Source organism: Bradyrhizobium japonicum USDA 6 (assembly GCF_000284375.1).
In the GTDB taxonomy this organism is placed as follows: Bacteria; Pseudomonadota; Alphaproteobacteria; order Rhizobiales; family Xanthobacteraceae; genus Bradyrhizobium; species Bradyrhizobium japonicum.
The window spans coordinates 7,600,128-7,616,340 of the sequence record NC_017249.1 but is presented as its reverse complement, the minus strand read 5'-3'; the positions used below and the strand labels follow the sequence as shown (position 1 = coordinate 7,616,340).

The following is a 16,213-nucleotide window of genomic DNA, read 5'->3' as shown; positions in this document are numbered from 1 at the left end:
CCTTCGAAAGGGGATGCGTGGCCGGTCCTCTGCCTGCCACGGTCGAAGATGACCAAAGCTGCGGTACCATTGCTGATCGTCCTGGGCGTGCTCATTGGCCTGTCCACGCACACGGTCGTCAATTGCGGGGATGAGGACGAGCCCGACATCTGCTCGGCGGTGATCGGCTTCTCGCCGCTGCGCGGATCGCTGATCGCGTTCGCCTATGAAGGGCGCGGGCGGATCGCGTTGCGCCACGGCGACTGGCAGCGGGCGATCGCGGATTTCGACGAGGCCATCCACCTCAATCCCAACCGCGCCTCGCTGTATCGCGACCGGGCGCAGGCGCGCCGGCAGAACGGCGACCTGGAGCTTGCCATCGAGGATTACGACGAGGCGATCGCGCATGATCCCAGGCACGCCGCGCCCTATCACCAGCGCGGTCTTGCGCTCGCCGCTACCGGCGATCTCGATCGCGCCATCCTGAGCTACAACACAGCGGTCCGTCTCGACCCGTCGGATGCGCAGGCCCGGCTCGACCGTGGCCTTGCATTCCTCGCCCGCGGCCAGGCCGACGACGCACGCGCCGATTTCGAAGCCGCTCTCGCGCTGCCGGCCGGTAAGGACGGCCGCACCCGCGACGCAGCCCGCGCCAAGCTCGCCGAGCTCGCGAGCGCCGAGCCGAACCAGGCCCCCGCGCCAAGGCGGTAGAGATATCTAGAGCCGCATTCGCCGCTGCAACCCTCTCCTCTTGCGGGAGAGGGTGGCTCGCCGCGATAGCGGCGAGACGGGTGAGGGGTATCTATCCTCACGAACAGTGTTGTGCGCGGAAACAACCCCTCATCCGGCGCCACAGCCGAAGCTTGGCTTCGGCGTTCTCAAGAACGGCGGCCGAAGGCCGCCTATGCCACCTTCTCCCGCAAGGGGCCTGTTGCGTTATCAGCTCTTGAGGCTGAAGACGTCAGGAACGAAGGCCTTGGTCCCGGCAATTGCCTGCCAAGATCTGTAGTTGTCGCCCTCGGAGGGTGGCTCACGCGGCGATTGTGGCCCACCGCCTCATGTTGAAGGCGATCGCGGCGAGCACGACTTGCCCGGTCGCCTTGATCAGACCGACGTAGCGGATGCAGGTCAGCCGCATGCGGCGTTTGAGAGTAGCGAAGGTGGTCTCGACCTGGGCTCGGCGGCGCGCGATGAGGAGGTTGTAGCGTTTGAGCCTGGGCGGCAGTTCCGGATGATGTCTGTTGGGCCGACGAGCGATGCGGGGTTTCTTGCCCTCCGCCTTCAGCCGGGCCCGTCGGGCATGGGTGTCGTAAGCCGCATCGGCCCACACCGCAGCTTCATCGCCCCGGATCAAAGCGTCCGCAGGTGTCGTATCGTTGACGTTAGCGGGTGTGGTCAGCACCGCGCGGATCAAGCCGGATCCTTCGTCCACACCCACATGGGCCTTGTAACCGAAGGTCGAGCCGCTTTTGCCCTGCCGTTTGGCAAACCGGGCATCAGGGTCGTTTGAGGGGCGATCCTCCTTGGGCGGAGCCGAGACTGCCTGGATCAAGGTCGCATCCAGCATCGTGCCGCGCTTGAGGATCACGCCAGCATTCTCAAGCTGACGATCCAATTCGCCAAACAGCTTCTCCAGCAGGCCCTGTTCAACGAGCTGGTTCCGGAAGCGGTTCAGGACCGTGTGGTCGGGCGTCGCATCCTCAAGGCTCAAACCGACGAAGCGCTTGAACGACAACCGGTCGCCCAGCGCTTCCTCGAGTTCGCGCTCCGAAAGACCATACAGCGACTGCAACAGCACAGCACGAAACAGCACCAACACCGGATAGCCTGGTCGACCGGGGCTCCCTTCATCCCGCAAATGGCCGATCAGCTTCTCGAACCGGTACCACTTGACCAGGCCAGCCAGCCGATCCAGCGCCGCATTGGCGCCGGCCCCCTTCGGCATCAGCGCTTCCACAAAGCTCGGCTGTCCCGTCCGCTTGACCGCCATCGCTACCCTCCAAGGCTTTGCCCTAGGGAATCACAATTGACGAATTACGCAACAGCCCCGCAAGGGGAGAAGGAAGAAAGTGCGCGCTTACTTCGCTTTCTTGGCTTTCGCCTTCTTCGCCTTGGCCTTCTTCACCAGCTTCTCCTTCGCCTTCTCCACCTTGGTCGGGATCGGCGTGCTGGCGGCGAGGCGCATCGAGCGGGCGTAGCTGTCGGCGACGTTGTCGGCGGACATCTGGAGGCGCTTGGCGGCGGCGGTGGCCTGCTCCATGGTGGCCTTGGCCATCATCTTGAAGCGGTCGCCGGTCTCCTTGCCCTTGGCCTTGGCCGCAAGGCCGTTGAAGCGATCCCGGCGCTCCTTGGCGCGGGTCAAAAGGCCCGTATGCAGCTGTCTGGCCAGTTGCCGGATCACGACATCCAGGTCGGCGTCCGCCATGTTGTTCTATCCTCTTAAAACGGTATCGATGCGGGCGGGACTATGCAGATCGGGCCCCGCCTTGGCAATTCCCGGCGGTGCGTCATCCGCAGCTTCCGGTACCCAAACCAAAAAAGCCGCGCATTTTTGCGCGGCTTTCTGGGATGGCTTGGCGCAGACGCCTTATTTCAGCGAGGCAACCGGACCGCTCGCCGGTGCCGGATCGGGGTCGAAGCCGAACACGCCGACCAGATATTTGTAATAGTCCGGCATCTTCTCCTTGAGCGCCTCGCGCGACTTCGGGTCGTGGAATTCGCTCTTGCCAGCCAGGAAGATGCTCGCAGTCACGGCAAAGAATTCCATGGGATTCTTCATCGCATAGGATTCCTTGGGCAACAGGTCCTTGGACTTGGCAAGGGCGAAATAGCCGATCACGCCCTTGTTGGCGTAGCCGTCCGGCAGCAGCCGCGCGTGATAGGCGTGCAGCAGTTCGTGCAGCAGCACGGCTTCCTTCTCGTAGCGCATCATGTCCGGCCGCAGCATGATCACGCCGAGGCCCGAATCGACCGCGAGGTCGACGGCGTTCGGATTGGTCCAGCGCTGCTTGTCAGGGTCCCAGACCGTCAGCGCCCGGGGTGCGGTGCGCTGGATGTCCGGCGTGACCCGGCCGTAGCATGCGGTCGCGGCGCCTTCGTCGAGGCAGGCGAGCTCGCTCGCGACGATCGGAACGGTGTGGAAGAAGCGCAGCACGCGCGGCGACAGGCCGGAAGCTTCGACGACGTCGATCTGCTGCTTCAGATTGTCGGTGAGCTTGTCGACGTCCTTGCGCTCGGAATTCTCCGTCAGGTCGAACATGTAGCCGCGGTAGCTCTGGAAGCCCGGCGGCAGCGCCTGCGCTGCCCCGGCCGACGCGTCGAGCGATCCGGCATGGGATGGATTGGCGAAGAGCGCGCCCACAACGGTCGCAGTCAGCAGCAGCGCTACGCGCATGGTGAACCCCCTGATGTCACTTCACCCGGCAGAATAGGCCGTCGCCGTTTGCGAAAAGTGAGTGGGGCGAGACTAAGGCACCGATGTTGAGGCGTGCTTAACCGTTGGTTGCAGATCGCGGAGACGGATTAGTGCCGGGTTAACCAAGCGTGGATTGGTCGCGCGCTTCGGCGTAGGATCGAAGCCGGGCACATGCCCGACAGCAATAGCCGGAGGAGGATGCCATGTATGCCGCCATCCGTCAGGCCAAGGCGAAAAGCGGGAGCGCCGAAGAGCTGGCGCGCCGCATCAAGGACGGCGCCGTTCCGATCATCAGCGACGTCGACGGCTTCAGGGCCTACTACGTCGTCTATGCCGGCGACGACACGGTCACCGCGATCTCCATCTTCGACAAGTTCGAGCAGGCGGAGGAGGCGAACCGGCGTGCGATCGCCTGGATCGAGAAGGATCTGGGGCCGCTGCTTGCAGGGCATGCGAGCGCTGCCGCGGGGCCTGTGATCGTGCATACGCTGGCGTGACGTGCGAGGCGGGTCAGTCAGGCCACATTCTTCACTGTCATGCCCCGCCCCGTGCGCAATTGCGCACTAGGCGGGGCATGACAGCGGAGCCCCCTCACAACTCCCGTGCATTCGAGAACGCGAAACTCGACACCCGCCTTGTCGTTTCGTCCAAAATCAGCGTGCGCGTGATCGGCGGCTCGGCGCGCTGGGCGCAGTTTTCGCGTTCGCAGAGGCGGCAGTTGACGCCGATCGGCGTGCCTTCCGTTTTCTCCAAATCCAGGCCGGAGGCGTAGACGAGGCGGGCGGCGTGGCGGATCTCGCAGCCGAGGCCGATCGCGAAGCGCGGCTGCGGCAGTGGATGCGGCGCGACGGGGCGGCGCACCATCTGCGCGATCGAGAAATAGCGCGTGCCGTCGGACAGCTCGATCACCTGCTTCAACAGGCGATCCGGCGTGTCGAAGGTCGAGTGCACGTTCCATAGCGGACAGGTGCCGCCGAATTTCGAGAACGGGAACGTGCCGGAGGAAAAGCGTTTCGACACGTTGCCGGCATTGTCGACGCGCAGCAGGAAGAACGGAATGCCGCGCGCGTTCGGCCGTTGCAGCGTGGTGAGGCGATGGCAGACCTGCTCGAAGCCGGAATTGAAGCGCTGCGCCAGCACGTGGATGTCGTAGTTCAAGGCCTCCGCTGCGGCGAGGAAGGCCGGGTAGGGCATCATCACGGCCGCCGCAAAATAGTTGGCGAGCGTGATGCGGAACAGGCGGCGCGGCGCGTCGTCGAGTGGACCGGCGCGGCCGATGATGGTCTCCAGGGCTTGCGCGCATTCACCGAGGCCCAGCTGGAAGGCGAGCTGGAACGCGCGGCCGGGCGGATCGACCAGCTCGGAGATCAAGAGCTGGCGGCGATGGCGGTCGAAACGCCTGAGCGTCTCGCGCATCACGTCGACCGGCATGATGCGGGTCTGGATCGAATGCTTTTCGCGAAGGCGTGCGGCGAGCGCGGCATAGAGCCCTTCGGCCGGCACGTTCAGTTCGTCGCGAAGAGTCTCCGCGGCCTGCTCCAGCTCCGGAAAATAGTTGCGGTTGGCCTCGATCAGCTCGCGCACGCGCTCGACAGGATTGGCCTCATAGCGCGTGCCGACGTCGCGGTCGGCCATCTGCGCCGCGGCCAAGGTCTCGCCCTGGCGGGCCTCGGCATAGGCGGCATAGAGCCGTTGCAGCGCATGGGTGACGCCGGGACAGAGCTCGGCAAGGTCGCGCAGTTCCTGCTTGGGAACGTCGATCTGGCGGAACAGCGGATCGGAGAAGATCTCGTTCAGCTCGGCGAAGAAGCGGTCCTCGTCAGCGGTCGCGAGGTCGCGCAGGTCGAGGTCATAGGTCTCGGCCAGCCGCAGCAGGATCTGTGCCGTCACCGGGCGCTGGTTGCGCTCGATCAGGTTGACGTAGCTCGGCGAGATCCCGAGCCCCTCGGCGATCTGGGTCTGCGACAGCCCCAATTGCTGCCGGATCCGCCGGAAGCGCGGGCCGACGAACAGCTTTTTCCCCGAGGCGGCGGGCATCAGCCTCTCCCCGCGCGCGGAGAGAGCCCCTCACCCCGACGCTCCCAGCGCGAACGAAGCTCGTCGCGCCCCTGTAAGGACGGGGAGAGGGAGAAGAAATCGGACTCGGCGGGCATTTTCAGATCTCCCCAGGGAATTACAGGCGCATCAAGGACAGTCATATTGACCTATATTCTTTACAAGATTTACAAAATAACATCTATTACATGTTCTGATGTTACATGACATCACCATTCAAATACAAGGCCTCTGTACGAACTTCGCTTTCTGGCGTTTAGCTCATGACACGCATTTCGCAATGCACTGTCAAAAATGTCGATGACAAATTGAGTTGTCATCAGCGAAAGGATCGAGCAGATGAATTACCAGCCCCGTGGCATCAGCACCCTTCAGGGCCCGGCCTCGTATCAGAGCGAGGTTGAGGCGGCGCAGGCGCTCCTCAAGACCCAGCCGACCTGGAACGGGGTGTCGGCCGAGGCCGTCGCGCGCATGCGGCTGCAGAACCGCTTCAAGACCGGCCTGGACATCGCCCGCTACACCGCGGCTTTGATGCGGGCCGACATGGCGGCCTATGACAACGATCCGACCAAGTACACGCAGTCACTGGGCTGCTGGCACGGCTTCATCGCCCAGCAGAAGCTGATCTCGGTCAAGAAGCACTTCGGCGGCAAGACCGACCGCACCTATCTGTACCTGTCCGGCTGGATGATCGCGGCGCTGCGCTCGGAGTTCGGGCCGCTGCCCGACCAGTCGATGCACGAGAAGACCTCGGTGCCCGCCCTGATCGAGGAGCTCTATACCTTCCTGCGTCAAGCCGACTCGCGCGAGCTGAACGACATCTTCCGCAGCCTCGACAAGGCGCGCAAGGAAGGCGACAAGACCAGGGAGAAGGAGCTGATCGAGAAGATCGACAACTTCCAGACCCATGTCGTGCCTGTTATCGCCGACATCGACGCCGGCTTCGGCAACGCCGAGGCGACCTATCTGCTCGCCAAGAAGATGATCGAAGCGGGCGCCTGCGCGCTGCAGATCGAGAACCAGGTCTCGGACGAGAAGCAGTGCGGTCACCAGGACGGCAAGGTCACCGTGCCGCACGAGGTGTTCATCGCGAAGATCCGCGCCTGCCGCCACGCCTTCCTCGAGCTCGGCGTCGAAGACGGCGTCATCGTGACCCGCACCGACTCGCTCGGCGCCGGCCTCACGCAGCAGATCGCCGTCAGCCACAAGCCCGGCGACCTCGGTGACCTCTACAACAGCTTCCTGGATTGCGAGGAAGTCACGGCCGGGAACGCCCGCAACGGTGATGTCATCATCAACCGCGACGGCAAGATGATGCGTCCGAAGCGGCTGCCGTCCAATCTCTATCAGTTCCGCCCGGGCACCGGCGAAGACCGCTGCGTGCTCGACAGCATCACCTCGCTCCAGAACGGCGCCGACCTGCTCTGGATCGAGACCGAGAAGCCGCATATCGAGCAGATCGCCAAGATGGTCGACCGGATCCGCAAGGTGGTTCCGAACGCGAAGCTGGCCTACAACAACTCGCCGTCGTTCAACTGGACCATCAACTTCCGTTGGCAGGTCTACGACGCGATGAAGGAAGCCGGCCAGGACGTCAGCAAGTACAACCGCGCCGAGCTGATGAAGCCGGAATACGACGATACGCCGCTGGCGAAGGAAGCCGACGAGCGCATCCGCACCTTCCAGGCCGATTCAGCCAAGCGCGCCGGCATCTTCCATCACCTGATCACGTTGCCGACCTACCACACGGCGGCGCTCTCGACCGACAATCTGGCGAAGGAATATTTCGGCGACCAGGGCATGCTCGGCTACGTGAAGAACGTGCAGCGCGCCGAGATCCGCCAGGGCATCGCCTGCGCCAAGCATCAGAACATGGCCGGCTCCGACATCGGCGACGACCACAAGGAATACTTCGCCGGCGAGGCTGCCCTGAAGGCGGGCGGCGCCCACAACACGATGAACCAGTTCGGCTAACGCACCACGCTATCCAAGAGGAGACTGACAATGACCAAAGGCAGCAATTTCTGGGTGATCGGCGGCGAGTTCGGTTCGATGAACTTCCACAAGCTCGTGGAAGGCTCGGCCCAGGTGCAGGGTCCGTTCAAGACCCGCAAGGAAGCCGAGGATGCCTGGCGCTCGGTCTCGGAAGAGAACCGCCACAAGGCCGGTGTCCGCTTCTCGATCGTGGAAGAGCCGTCGCGGGTCTCGGCCTGACGGCTGCCTGAGAGCATGATCCGGAAAAGTGGAAACCGGTTTTCCGAGAAGATCAGGCTCAAACAAAATTAGACCGTGATGCGTGATCGCATCACGATCGGATCAAGAAACGTCCAAGGACGGAGGGTCCCATCCGGCGCAAGCCGGGTGGGATCGTCTGTTTTTGGTACAGGTCAATCGGCTGTGGGCGCCGTAAGTCTCTGGAATTGTGGACCCTTTGCGGAGGGTTTGGTTGCTGATAGGTTAATGGGGGAAAGTCGAGGACGAGGCCGACAATGTCAGAGCCTGAGACCAGCGGGACCCATCCCAGCCAGCCGCGCCCGGTGCGGCTGCGCGACGCGCTGCTGCGCGCACGGATCGAGGCCGCCGACCGGACCGGTGTGGTCGTCGATTTGCGCGACGCGGAGGTGGCGCGGCTGGAGATCCTCAACGACGCGCTCGATCCCCTGTTCGCGCAGGTGCCCGACCAGATCGACCTGTTCGATCGCGGTATCAGCCAGGGCGATACGCCCAGACTCTGGATCGATGTCGTCGCACACATCATGATGGGGCGCGACAAGCGGATGTACCGCTTCGTCCAGGACACCCGCTTCGGCCGCATCGTGCTCGCCGAATCGCACGACACCGCAATGATCGTCGAAGCCGTGACCGACTACGTCGCTCGCCGCATGATCGAACGCGAGCACGCCATGGTGGTCCCGCCCGAGCCGAAGCCCGTGGCCGCCGAGCCGCCGCGCCGCTCGCGCGTCTGGCCGTTCGTGTTCGGATTCATTTTCGGCGCGGCCGCCTTGTTCGGCCTCGCCGTGCTGGCGGCCCTGCGGAGCTGGTGAGACGCCCTCCGCCGTCATTGCTGTCGATATTCACCAATGACGGCGAACTAGATCAACCTTGCCTGCTTGATCTGCCGGATCTGAAATCCGGATCCGAGGCCCCGCACGGTCTGCTCGCAGCGCCAGCCGGAATTGTCTTTCTCGATCGTGAACAAATTATACGCTGCCGCCGGGTAGCGCCCGTGGGCGAGCGCGGAGGCCGACGGCACGCCGACCGCGGGGATGTTGCCGTTGGGGCCCTCGAACCACATCGTCGAATGAATGTGGTCGTGCCCGTGCAGGATCAGCTCGACGCCGTGACGCTTGATCAGTGCCAGCAGCGCAGCCGCATCGGTCATCCGTTTCTGGCGCGCGCCCGACTTCAGCGGATGATGCACCAGCAGCACGCGGAAGGCGTCTTCGGCGGCGAGGCGGTCGAGGACCGCTTCGAGGGATGCGAGCTGATCGCGGCCGAGCGTGCCCGTCGCCATCAGCGGCAGGGTCGGCACCGCCGTGGACAGGCTGATCAGCGCGAGCGGCCCGCGCCGGCGCACGCCCGGAAAGCCGATGCTGCCGTCGTCGCCTGCAAGATAGGGTGCAAAGGTCTCGCCGAAGCGGTGAGAGGTGGCGCGGACATAGGCATCGTGATTGCCGGGAATGGTGGTGACGCGGTCGGGCGGACCGACGCCGTCGAGCCAGGCACGCGCCGGTGCGAACTCCGCCTCCAGCGCCAGATTGACGAGATCGCCTGTGACGGCGATGTGGTCGGGCGTCTGCGCCTGGACGTCGGCGACGAGCGCGTCGAGCACCTCGCGGCGCTGGTACTTGTGGCGGTTGCGCGTCCAGTTGACGTAGCCGAGCGCGCGCTTGCCCGCGAGCTCGATCAGCCGTGGCTTCGGCAACGGCGGCAGATGCGGGTCGGACAGATGGGCGAGCGTGAAGGGGGCCATGGCGCGCGATTGCCTCGCTATTCGTCCGCTGTAATGGCAAGGTCGCGAGGACTGTGCAAGCGGGGCCCGGACCCGGGCTTCATGGCAGTTTTCTTGGGAGTTTCCTCGGGAGTTTTCTCGGGAGTTTTTTTGGGAGCCTGATGGGGGATCGTCTGAACAGCGTCCGACGGACATTCGAACCGCTGCTGCGGCGAATCTTCCACGCCTATTTCCTGCTTGTCCGCGGCATGACGCTCGGCGTCCGCGCCGTGGTGCTGGATTCCGAGAACCGTGTGTTCCTGGTCAGGCACAGCTACATCACCGGCTGGTATCTGCCCGGCGGCGGCGTCGATCTTGGCGAGACCATGGAGCAGGCGATGCGGCGCGAGCTCAAGGAGGAGGGGGACATCGATCTCACCGGTGACGCGGTGCTGCACGGCATCTTCCTCAACAGCCACGTTTCCCGCCGCGACCACGTCGCGGTCTATGTGGTCAGGCAGTTCAGGCAGGATCGCGTCCCTCAGCCCAACCACGAGATCGTCGAATGCGGATTCTTCGCGATCACGGCGCTGCCCGAGGGCACCACGTCAGGCACGCGGCAAAGGCTCGCGGAAGTGCTGGACGGCCAGCCGCTGACCGCGACGTGGCGCTGAACGCTCAACCGCTCGACTGCCCGCCCTCCTTCGCCTGCAGCTCCAGCGCCAGCAGGCTCTGCTCCTGGATCAGCGCGCAGTTCTGCCGCTCCAGCCTGTGCAGGCGCGCCGTCATGTTGTGCATGAACGCGAACACCACCAGGAACAGGGCGCCGAACATCACGACGAACGGAAACACGACGCCGGTCAGATGGCTGACGAGATAGGCCAGTGTCGGAAACAGCGTGAAGCCCGCGGGGATGATCGCCACCATGGACAGCATCAGGAAGTCATAGAGATCGAACTTGCCTTGCAGCGTCTTGCGCAGCAGCACCAGCATGTAGATCAGCGCAAAGGCGGAGATGACGACGATCGTCTCCGGACTTGGAAGGGCATCTGTCACGGCTGCCTCCTCGGAATGTTCGACGAGATGATGAGACCACAAATCGGAACGGGGACGCTCGGCGTCATGACGCCCTCACGAGGCGCGCGAGCAGGATATAACCGAGGACGCGGATCATGTAGCTCGCCGACTTCAATCCGTCGATCGAGCTGACGCCGGTCTCCCGCGCCCGCATCTCGACCGGAACTTCGCTGACGGTGAGGCCTGCGCGCATGGCCCAGGCCAGCGAGATCGGCTCCGGAAAATCCGCCGGATACGCTTTTGCGAAGAAGGCGATGGCGGAACGGTCGAGCAAGCGCATGCCGCTGGTCGGATCGGTGATGCGGCCGCCGCCTCTGAAAAGACTGTTGAGCGCAAGCACGATCAACCTGATGCCGGCGCGCCGCATGCGCGTGGAGCAGAAACCGGCATGGTCGATGAAGCGGCTTCCGATGGTGATGTTGGTCGGGTCCTTGCGATGGGCGTCCAGAAGCATCTCGATGGCGCGCGGATCATGCTGCCCATCGCCGTCGATCTGGATGCAGAAATCGAAATCCTGACGGGCCGCGTATTTGATGCCGGTCTGCACGGCGCCGCCGATGCCGAGATTCTGCGCGAGGCGAGCGACCGGCGAGCGGCAGCTTGCCACCGCGGCCGTCGCGTCCGACGAGCCGTCGTCGACGACCAGGGTGTGGTAGCCACGGCCGGTTGCCGCGATCTCGCTCAGCAGAGCGCCGATTGAGGCCTCCTCGTTGAAGCAGGGAATGACGAGCAGGATCCGCAACGCCGCGACCGGCGGTGCGGCGGCACCATCCCGGCACGTGTCGGTCGAAGCCAAGTCCGTATTTATACCCGTACCCAAGCCCATATCGGCCACGTCCGCCTCACCTCCTGACTGCCCACCCTTGCTATACTTGCCGATGCTTTTCCTGTACAGGCGGCGAGCCATTTCAAGCTGTGCGGGGCCGCCCCGGCGAATGTCGATGAGAGTTGTCAAAGTCTTTTTTTCAATTGTGTTTCTGGCAATTCTGGCCAGCAATATCAGGCTGATCTCGCATTGGAGCGAGAGCCGCGGCGTCTATGACGACATCTGCTATCTCAGGCAGGCGCATCTGTTCCAGCGCTTCGGCTGGCACGGGCTCGACACCAGCCTCGCTCGGGAAACCGACGGCTACCTCGCGGCCAAGCTGCGCAGTATCGGTTATCCGAACTGGAACGAGCCGACCCTGGCGCCCTGTCACACGCAGACCGCGGACGGCAGCAAAAGGGTGATGACGCCGCCGCCGGGAACGGGCTTCGTGCTCGGGCTGTTCCCCGAAGGGTTCCAGGTCGTGCCGCTCTACGTCGTCGCGAATCTGATCATCGCCGGCTTTGCACTGTACGGGCTGTGGCGTGCGCGGGAGCCGCTGTCGTTGACATCAGCCGCATTGCTCGGCGCGCTCTCGATCTACTTCATGATCAATCCGACCAAGGCGAGCTATTCGATGGCGCCGACCATGGTCGTCTGCGCGCTGGCGGGTCTGTTGACCGCAAGACTGTTCGTTGATGAAGGCCGGCGCCGCCTGCTGATGGTCGCTGCCGTCGGCGTGCTGCTCGGCCTGTCCGCGAGCTTTCGGATCGCGAACGTGGTTCTGTCGGCCGGCTATTTCCTGTTCTTCGGATTGTCGTTCCTGATCTGGCGTAGCCGCGAGACGTTCGTCTCGGGTCTCGTGCTCGGCCTTTCGTTCCTCGTCGGGCTGTTGCCGGTGTTCGCGGCGAACCTGGTCAACTCGGGCAATCCGCTGGTCTCGGCCTATGGCGGCCAGGATACGGCCCCGCCGAGCCTCGACCCGGCCGTGCTGCAGGCCTATCTCCGCGACACCCAGTTCCCGTTGATCGTGATTGCCTGCGTCGGGACCGCGCTGTTGTGGCGTTTCGCCGGCCTTGGCGGCGTCAGGAAACTCGCGTTGCTGGTGGCGGGCAATCTCGCGCTGAATCTGGCGTTCTTTGCCACGCATCCGGTCTTCACGCAGTATTACGTCATCCCGATCCTGATGCTGTCGCTCTGGACGCTGCTGTTCGCGGCCGTCCTCAGCCGCGGCCCGGCACAGGGTTTTGTCGCCCACGAGGCCGATGGACCGCGGCCGTCTGAGATGTTATCCCGCATCTCGCATTGACGCGTTTTCCTGACGCGAACCAGAAACCACTTCGCTCGAAGACGCATGCCGACATGACCGATCTCTCGCTCACCATCCTTCCGGAAGCCGCCGGCGACGCCCAGGCGATCGAACGACTGCACGAGCGCACCTTCGGCCCCGGCCGTTTCGTGCTCAGCGCTTACCGCATTCGCGAGCACGTCGACCATCTGCTCGACGTGTCCTTCACGGCCCGCATCGGCACGCTGCTGGTCGGCTCGGTCAGGCAATTGCCGGTGCTGGTCGGCGAGACGCAGGCCCTGCTGCTCGGGCCGCTCACCGTCGAGCCGCCGTTCCGCGACCGCGGCATCGGCCGTCTCCTGATGGAGCGCGCGCTGAAGGACGCCAAGGAGAAAGGCCACCGCCTGGTGCTGCTGGTCGGCGACGAGCCCTATTACAGCCGCGTCGGCTTCAAGCCGGTGCCGAAGGGCCGCGTCACCATGCCGGGCCCGGTCGACGCCGCGCGCGTGCTGGTGTTCGAGCTCGTCGACGGCGCTTTCGAGGACGTGTCGGGGCAGGTCACGCCCGACTGGAGCAAGGCGCGGGCGGGGTAGGGTCGTTCGCGGATTGTGCTGCGCTCCATCCTGGCTACGATACCTCTTGCGGAGTATCCATGATGCAGGTGCGGCCCGTTGATGCCGGTGAAGTCGATCATCTCGCTCAGCTGTGGCACGATGCCTGGCATGGGTCGCATGCCTCGCTTGCGCCGCCAGAACTGGTCCGCCTCCGCACGCTCCCGAATTTTCGCGATCGGCTGGCGGTCATGCTTCCCGACATCCGCGTCGTCGGCCCGGCCGGCGCGCCGCTCGGCTTCTGCGCCGTCAGGGCTGACGAATTGTATCAGCTCTTCGTATCGCCGAAGGCGCACGGCGCGGGCGTGGCCGCGGCGCTGATCTCCGACGCAGAGGCCCGCCTAGCCGCGCGCGGCGTGGAGCTGGCGTGGCTGGCCTGCGCCGTCGGCAACGCGCGCGCTGCGCGGTTCTACGAGAAGAGCGGGTGGCGCAACGCCGGCACCTTCGTGATGATGACGGACACCTCGAACGGGCCGTTCCCCGTCGATCAATGGCGCTTCGAGAAGCGGCTGACGCGCAGCCGGTAGCCTGGATTTCGCTCCGCGCCACCCGGGCTACGGTTCACTCAACGCGCGGGTGCCGGGGCCCGCGGGCCCCGACTGAAGCGCGGCTAGAACTTGAAGTTGGCGAACGCCCGAACGCCGATGCCGGGCATCAGAACCTCGTCCTTGGTGTAGGACACCGAGTTGCGGATGTTTTCGTTGAGGAGATTGTTGCCGACGATGCCGGCCGTCATCTCGCGCGCGCCGAACAGACGCGGATCGAGCTTGGTCTTGTAGCTGACCTCGGCCTTCAGCAGATTGTAGCCCGCCGTCGGCGTCTCCGCGATGACGGCGACGTTGTTCTGCGCGAAGGCGTGCAACAGGTTGACGCGCATCAGCCAGTTGTCGTCGCGCCAGAACACGCCGCCGCCCAACCGCAAGGGCGGAATGCGCGGCACGTTGGTGCCGTCGGTGAAGGTGGCGCGGACCACGTCGAACTGGTTCTCGATGCCCCAGATGCCGCCCTGGAATGCGCCGACGTCGAGCTGGGACTGGAATTCGCCGCCGCGGAAATTCGCGTTGGCTTGCGAATAGACAGCCTGGTTCAACTCGGCGCCCGGCGTGCCGCAGGACGCGAAGCTGTCGTCGCACATCACGCCGGTGAGGCGGCGAAAGATGAAATTGTCGAAATGCGTGTAGTAGACGGTCGCCTCGAATCGGAACGGCCCCGTCGCCTTGCGCAGTCCAACCTCGACTGACTCAGCCGTCTCGATCGTGAGGTTCGGATTGCCGATGTCGAACGTCGCCGTCGCGTCATGGGCGCCGCGGGAAAACAGCTCGGCCGCCTTCGGCGCGCGCTCGACATATTGCGCGGTGATGCTGCCGACCATGCCGCCCGGCAGGTCCTGCAACAGGCCGATGCTGCCGCTCTTCGGCGTGAAGGAGGGATTGCGCGCGATCGCCACCTGCGGCGTGCCGTCGGGTAGGTAGTCGGCCGGGAAATTCGGCGTCGTGCCGTGCAGCTCGACATGCTCGATGCGGCCGGCGATCTGGGCTCGCGTCGCATCCGTGAACTTGAATTCGTTGAAGGCGTAAGCGGCAACGCGGGTGTTGTTGTTGGGGTCCCACAGGCCGTTGAACAGTGTGCCGGGATTGTCGGGGCTCGGCGCGGTCAGTTCTTGATGCCCGACCTGGAAGCCCAGCGCCGTCGTCACTTCGGCGAAGCGCGCGTTGAACGGCATCAGCTGCACCTCGGTGCGGATCTCCTGCTCCTTGTTGGTGAAGGTCTGCCGCACACCGTCGGTGTTGGGATCGGCGGGGTCGGCAAGGCCGATCTCGTTGTGTCGATAATCCGTGGCGCCAGCCCAGAAGCGGATGGCGTCGATCGCGGCGGCGTCGGGATGGTACTCGCCCTTGATGTTGATCTTGGTCTGGTGGCCGTCAATCCGTGTGTTGTGGTCGGCACCGTCGATGCCGGGGATGTGGTAGAGCGAGTCGTTCTGCGTGATCGATGCGCCGATATAGCCGCCCTGGAAGAAGTAGGAGCCGCCGATCGAGGCACCGTCCGTGCGCGTCGCCGAATTGGGCTGGCGCCCGTTTACGACGGGCCGGGTCTGGTCGGTCAAATAGGGGTAGCTCGGGATGCCGTAATCCGTCGTGTTGCGGCCATAGACGTCGGCATGGAACGCGAAGTTGCCGGCACCGGTGTCGAGCAGCACGCCGCTCTCGACACCGCGATCGACTGAGCTGAACGCGCTGCGGGTCTCGGCGGTAACGCAAGGCGTCGTCGCGGCGCTTGCGAGCGGTGCCTTGACCGGCATGCCGTAGGTCTGGAACGGCTGACTGCCGCAGCTCGGCAGCGCATCCGGAATCCGGTTGTTGGTGGCGCTGACGACGCCGCCGATCGAGGTCGATCCATAGCGCAAGGCAGCCGGCCCGCGCACCACTTCGACCTGGTTGGTTGCGAGCGTATCGACCGGAACGAAGTGATCCTCGCCGAGATCGGATGCGCCGTTCGAATTGGTGCCGTTCTCGACGATGCCGACACGGTTGACGTCGAGACCCCGGATGACCGGCCGGCTGGAGGCGCCGGGCGCAAAGCTCGAGCCGGTGATGCCCGGCTTGGAGAACAGCAGATCGCCGAGCTGGCCGCCGCCCTCGCGGCGGATCTCCTCGTTCGGCACCACGGTGACGGTGGCGAACTGGTTGGTCACGATCGGCAGCACGCCCTGCTGGGGCGTGACGGCCGTCGCCGGCGCTGCCGGCGTTGCCTCCGCCGTGCGTTGCTGGCTGCGCGACCGTCCGGTGCGCGCGACATGGACCGGGCTGCGGGTCGGCACCACCCTGCGCACGATCGGGCTCGGCGCCGTCACGGTGACGGAGGGAATCTCGGTCGATGATTTATCCTGCGCAGGCTGTTGTACCGGCTGTTGTACCGGCTCTTGGGCGAGCGCCGATGTGGCGGCGGCGCCGAGCAGGAGCAGGCTGGCTCCACCCAGGCGCTGCACGCGTCGCAATTCAAATGACATGGTCCTGATTCCAGTCAGGCGCCGTCCGCGAGATTTGGTGCT

At 64.7% G+C, this 16,213-nt stretch carries 17 protein-coding genes; 9 read left to right on the top strand and 8 right to left on the bottom strand.

What is annotated here, in order from left to right; translation table 11 throughout:
* The first annotated feature begins 48 nt into the window (after nt 1-48).
* Nucleotides 49-690 (top strand): tetratricopeptide repeat protein, encoded by a 642-nt coding sequence (locus BJ6T_RS35570; protein WP_014497431.1) that lies wholly within the window; start codon nt 49-51, stop codon nt 688-690.
* Between the two features lie 319 nt (nt 691-1,009).
* Here BJ6T_RS35570 and BJ6T_RS35565 read toward each other — a convergent pair whose 3' ends face one another.
* The 3 genes from BJ6T_RS35565 to BJ6T_RS35555 all read right to left on the bottom strand — a co-directional run bounded on the left by BJ6T_RS35565 (nt 1,010) and on the right by BJ6T_RS35555 (nt 3,373).
* The gene (locus tag BJ6T_RS35565) at nt 1,010-1,969 is read right to left on the bottom strand and encodes an IS5 family transposase (RefSeq protein ID WP_014491453.1); all 960 of its coding nucleotides are present in this window, start codon (nt 1,967-1,969) and stop codon (nt 1,010-1,012) included.
* Nucleotides 1,970-2,056: 87 nt separating this feature from the next.
* Complete coding sequence (locus BJ6T_RS35560) at nt 2,057-2,404, bottom strand: hypothetical protein (RefSeq protein WP_014497430.1); 348 nt, start codon at nt 2,402-2,404, stop codon at nt 2,057-2,059.
* 162 nt (nt 2,405-2,566) lie between these two features.
* Nucleotides 2,567-3,373 carry a hypothetical protein gene (locus BJ6T_RS35555; RefSeq protein ID WP_014497429.1) on the bottom strand — a complete coding sequence of 269 codons (807 nt, stop codon included), beginning with the start codon at nt 3,371-3,373 and terminating at the stop codon, nt 2,567-2,569.
* A gap of 224 nt (nt 3,374-3,597) precedes the next feature.
* Here BJ6T_RS35555 and BJ6T_RS47640 point away from each other — a divergent pair, with 224 nt between their 5' ends.
* Nucleotides 3,598-3,891, top strand: coding sequence for an antibiotic biosynthesis monooxygenase (locus BJ6T_RS47640; protein ID WP_014497428.1), 294 nt, complete (start codon nt 3,598-3,600; stop codon nt 3,889-3,891).
* Nucleotides 3,892-3,985: 94 nt separating this feature from the next.
* Here the strand turns inward: BJ6T_RS47640 and BJ6T_RS35545 are convergent, their stop codons facing one another.
* On the bottom strand, nt 3,986-5,431 hold the full coding sequence (locus BJ6T_RS35545) for a helix-turn-helix domain-containing protein (protein WP_014497427.1): 1,446 nt from the start codon (nt 5,429-5,431) through the stop codon (nt 3,986-3,988).
* Nucleotides 5,432-5,788: 357 nt separating this feature from the next.
* Here BJ6T_RS35545 and BJ6T_RS35540 point away from each other — a divergent pair, with 357 nt between their 5' ends.
* The 3 genes from BJ6T_RS35540 (at nt 5,789) to BJ6T_RS35530 (ending at nt 8,493) form a co-directional block, all read left to right on the top strand.
* Nucleotides 5,789-7,423 (top strand): isocitrate lyase, encoded by a 1,635-nt coding sequence (locus BJ6T_RS35540; RefSeq protein ID WP_014497426.1) that lies wholly within the window; start codon nt 5,789-5,791, stop codon nt 7,421-7,423.
* Between the two features lie 30 nt (nt 7,424-7,453).
* Entirely contained in the window at nt 7,454-7,663 is a 210-nt protein-coding gene (locus BJ6T_RS35535) for a DUF4170 domain-containing protein (protein ID WP_008137787.1), read from the top strand.
* A 275-nt stretch (nt 7,664-7,938) separates the two neighbouring features.
* Nucleotides 7,939-8,493 carry a hypothetical protein gene (locus tag BJ6T_RS35530; protein ID WP_014497425.1) on the top strand — a complete coding sequence of 185 codons (555 nt, stop codon included), beginning with the start codon at nt 7,939-7,941 and terminating at the stop codon, nt 8,491-8,493.
* A 47-nt stretch (nt 8,494-8,540) separates the two neighbouring features.
* On the opposite strand, the gene BJ6T_RS35525 is transcribed toward BJ6T_RS35530, so the two are convergent.
* Complete coding sequence (locus tag BJ6T_RS35525) at nt 8,541-9,422, bottom strand: metallophosphoesterase family protein (RefSeq protein WP_014497424.1); 882 nt, start codon at nt 9,420-9,422, stop codon at nt 8,541-8,543.
* 140 nt (nt 9,423-9,562) lie between these two features.
* On the opposite strand from BJ6T_RS35525, the gene BJ6T_RS35520 reads away from it, so the two are divergent.
* On the top strand, nt 9,563-10,054 hold the full coding sequence (locus BJ6T_RS35520; RefSeq protein ID WP_014497423.1) for an NUDIX domain-containing protein: 492 nt from the start codon (nt 9,563-9,565) through the stop codon (nt 10,052-10,054).
* A 4-nt stretch (nt 10,055-10,058) separates the two neighbouring features.
* On the opposite strand, the gene BJ6T_RS35515 is transcribed toward BJ6T_RS35520, so the two are convergent.
* Entirely contained in the window at nt 10,059-10,436 is a 378-nt protein-coding gene (locus BJ6T_RS35515; protein ID WP_014497422.1) for a DUF2304 domain-containing protein, read from the bottom strand.
* Nucleotides 10,437-10,500: 64 nt separating this feature from the next.
* Entirely contained in the window at nt 10,501-11,253 is a 753-nt protein-coding gene (locus BJ6T_RS35510) for a glycosyltransferase family 2 protein (RefSeq protein ID WP_225895105.1), read from the bottom strand.
* A gap of 145 nt (nt 11,254-11,398) precedes the next feature.
* Here BJ6T_RS35510 and BJ6T_RS35505 point away from each other — a divergent pair, with 145 nt between their 5' ends.
* From BJ6T_RS35505 to BJ6T_RS35495, 3 genes are all read left to right on the top strand, one after another.
* A complete protein-coding gene (locus BJ6T_RS35505; protein ID WP_225895104.1) occupies nt 11,399-12,571 on the top strand; it encodes a hypothetical protein in 1,173 nt (390 codons plus the stop codon).
* Nucleotides 12,572-12,624: 53 nt separating this feature from the next.
* On the top strand, nt 12,625-13,143 hold the full coding sequence (locus BJ6T_RS35500) for a GNAT family N-acetyltransferase (RefSeq protein WP_014497419.1): 519 nt from the start codon (nt 12,625-12,627) through the stop codon (nt 13,141-13,143).
* A gap of 62 nt (nt 13,144-13,205) precedes the next feature.
* Nucleotides 13,206-13,688, top strand: a complete 483-nt coding sequence (locus tag BJ6T_RS35495) for a GNAT family N-acetyltransferase (protein ID WP_028170422.1) — start codon at nt 13,206-13,208, stop codon at nt 13,686-13,688.
* Between the two features lie 83 nt (nt 13,689-13,771).
* Here BJ6T_RS35495 and BJ6T_RS35490 read toward each other — a convergent pair whose 3' ends face one another.
* Nucleotides 13,772-16,171 carry a TonB-dependent receptor gene (locus BJ6T_RS35490; protein WP_014497417.1) on the bottom strand — a complete coding sequence of 800 codons (2,400 nt, stop codon included), beginning with the start codon at nt 16,169-16,171 and terminating at the stop codon, nt 13,772-13,774.
* Between the last annotated feature and the right edge of the window lie 42 nt (nt 16,172-16,213).

Bases quoted from the DNA above. Each gene is read 5' to 3' on its own strand.
- BJ6T_RS35570 (WP_014497431.1), top strand. From the start codon at position 49: ATGACCAAAGCTGCGGTACCATTGCTGATCGTCCTGGGCGTGCTCATT.
- BJ6T_RS35565 (WP_014491453.1), bottom strand. From the start codon at position 1,969: ATGGCGGTCAAGCGGACGGGACAGCCGAGCTTTGTGGAAGCGCTGATG.
- BJ6T_RS35560 (WP_014497430.1), bottom strand. From the start codon at position 2,404: ATGGCGGACGCCGACCTGGATGTCGTGATCCGGCAACTGGCCAGACAG.
- BJ6T_RS35555 (WP_014497429.1), bottom strand. From the start codon at position 3,373: ATGCGCGTAGCGCTGCTGCTGACTGCGACCGTTGTGGGCGCGCTCTTC.
- BJ6T_RS47640 (WP_014497428.1), top strand. From the start codon at position 3,598: ATGTATGCCGCCATCCGTCAGGCCAAGGCGAAAAGCGGGAGCGCCGAA.
- BJ6T_RS35545 (WP_014497427.1), bottom strand. From the start codon at position 5,431: ATGCCCGCCGCCTCGGGGAAAAAGCTGTTCGTCGGCCCGCGCTTCCGG.
- BJ6T_RS35540 (WP_014497426.1), top strand. From the start codon at position 5,789: ATGAATTACCAGCCCCGTGGCATCAGCACCCTTCAGGGCCCGGCCTCG.
- BJ6T_RS35535 (WP_008137787.1), top strand. From the start codon at position 7,454: ATGACCAAAGGCAGCAATTTCTGGGTGATCGGCGGCGAGTTCGGTTCG.
- BJ6T_RS35530 (WP_014497425.1), top strand. From the start codon at position 7,939: ATGTCAGAGCCTGAGACCAGCGGGACCCATCCCAGCCAGCCGCGCCCG.
- BJ6T_RS35525 (WP_014497424.1), bottom strand. From the start codon at position 9,422: ATGGCCCCCTTCACGCTCGCCCATCTGTCCGACCCGCATCTGCCGCCG.
- BJ6T_RS35520 (WP_014497423.1), top strand. From the start codon at position 9,563: ATGGGGGATCGTCTGAACAGCGTCCGACGGACATTCGAACCGCTGCTG.
- BJ6T_RS35505 (WP_225895104.1), top strand. From the start codon at position 11,399: ATGAGAGTTGTCAAAGTCTTTTTTTCAATTGTGTTTCTGGCAATTCTG.
- BJ6T_RS35500 (WP_014497419.1), top strand. From the start codon at position 12,625: ATGACCGATCTCTCGCTCACCATCCTTCCGGAAGCCGCCGGCGACGCC.
- BJ6T_RS35495 (WP_028170422.1), top strand. From the start codon at position 13,206: ATGCAGGTGCGGCCCGTTGATGCCGGTGAAGTCGATCATCTCGCTCAG.
- BJ6T_RS35490 (WP_014497417.1), bottom strand. From the start codon at position 16,171: ATGTCATTTGAATTGCGACGCGTGCAGCGCCTGGGTGGAGCCAGCCTG.